The 1,332-nt window shown below is 46.8% G+C and carries 2 protein-coding genes; both read right to left on the reverse strand.

Going from position 1 to position 1,332, the window contains the following annotated elements; genetic code table 11:
• Positions 1-54 precede the first annotated feature (54 nt).
• Positions 55-1,029: an IS3 family transposase gene (locus NNL21_RS36015; RefSeq protein ID WP_309145375.1), complete on the reverse strand. Its 975-nt coding sequence runs from the start codon at positions 1,027-1,029 to the stop codon at positions 55-57.
• Positions 966-1,295, reverse strand: a complete 330-nt coding sequence (locus tag NNL21_RS36020) for a transposase (protein ID WP_256555723.1) — start codon at positions 1,293-1,295, stop codon at positions 966-968. Before NNL21_RS36020 ends, NNL21_RS36015 begins: the two co-directional genes overlap by 64 nt.
• Positions 1,296-1,332 lie beyond the last annotated feature (37 nt).

Raw genomic sequence — 1,332 nt, forward strand, 5'->3', positions numbered from 1 at the left:
CGGTTTAACCCCCTAATTTTGGACACTAACCACGCTCATACTACCGAAATTACATCATAGCGCAATTTCTTCCGGTTTTAGTTCTCCAGAGGTAACCAAACGTAAGTATTCTTTGGGGGGCCAGTCCTTAAGGCTGCCGTGAATGCGATCATTGTTGTAATATCGAATGAATCGATCTACCTCAGCAAAGGCTTCTTCGTAGCGCTCGAAACAATTGCGGAGGTAACATTCCTTCTCCAAAATGCTGTGGAACGATTCAATGTAGGCATTCTTGTTTGGCGTTTTGTTCGGGATACGCTCGTGCTCAACGTCTGCCTGCTCGCAATAGGCATAGAAGGCTTTGCTAATGAACTGAGGCCCATTGTCCGTCCGGATCACCAGCTTGTGAGCTTGCTCATGTATGTTGCGTTTCAGGATCGCTTTCTGTACCACTTTTAAGATGTCGCTCGTGCTGCATGCCTTGCCCCGATGGTACGCTACAATAGCACGGTCGAACACATCGATGATACTAGCAAGGTAGAAGTGACGGCGCTCTCCGGCGATGTACCCATACTTAATATCTAATTGCCACAGTTGGTTCGGTCCTGTGACGATTCGGTTATTCGCGATCTTTTTGGGTACATGATGTCGCCTCTCACGTTGTGGAGCAAGGAGTTGGAGTTCCTTGCAAAGTCGGTATACCTTTTTCTTGTTTATGATCAACTGGTATCTTCGACGCAATAGAACGGTTAGTTTCCGATAGCCAAAGGATGCGTTGGGGCCTTGAATCAGTCGTCGTAAATACCCCTTTATCCGAGCATCTCTGACAACCTTTCCTGCTTTGTCGTACGAGTATCCTGAAATTGGACGTCCCGTACTTACTGGTTTTCGTTGTTCTGGATGCCGTAAGCGGTAGTAATACGTAGAGCGTGGTACATCACAGATACGCAGCACCGTCCGAACGGGATAACCGCGTTCAATCCATATTAGCGCTGTCTCCAGTCGGGGTGCTTTTTTTTTACCAATTCTCTTAAAATGCTGAGTTCTAATTCCTTCTCACCCAGTTGCTTAACCGCTTGATCATATCTTTGTTGGAGCTCTTCTAGTTTGGCTGCATCTTGCTTTAGTTTCTCTGCATCATCACGTTTCTTTGCCATTAGTTCGCCCACCTCATCCTGATATTGCCGGACCCAGTTACTAAGCGTTTTGGGAGACATCCCGTGCTGACGCGCTACTACTTCTGTCCGATAACCGGATAGCACTTCAACGACCAACTCTTTCTTCACTTGAACGGGGCACCGAAACCGTCTCTTCATGAACCTTCACCTTCTTATCTATTAGTGTATCTGAAGT

Source organism: Paenibacillus mendelii (genome assembly GCF_024498075.1).
Taxonomy (GTDB): domain Bacteria; phylum Bacillota; class Bacilli; order Paenibacillales; family Paenibacillaceae; genus Paenibacillus_Z; species Paenibacillus_Z mendelii.

Coding starts and splice junctions, on each gene's coding strand:
- NNL21_RS36020 (WP_256555723.1), bottom strand. CDS start 1,295: ATGAAGAGACGGTTTCGGTGCCCCGTTCAAGTGAAGAAAGAGTTGGTC.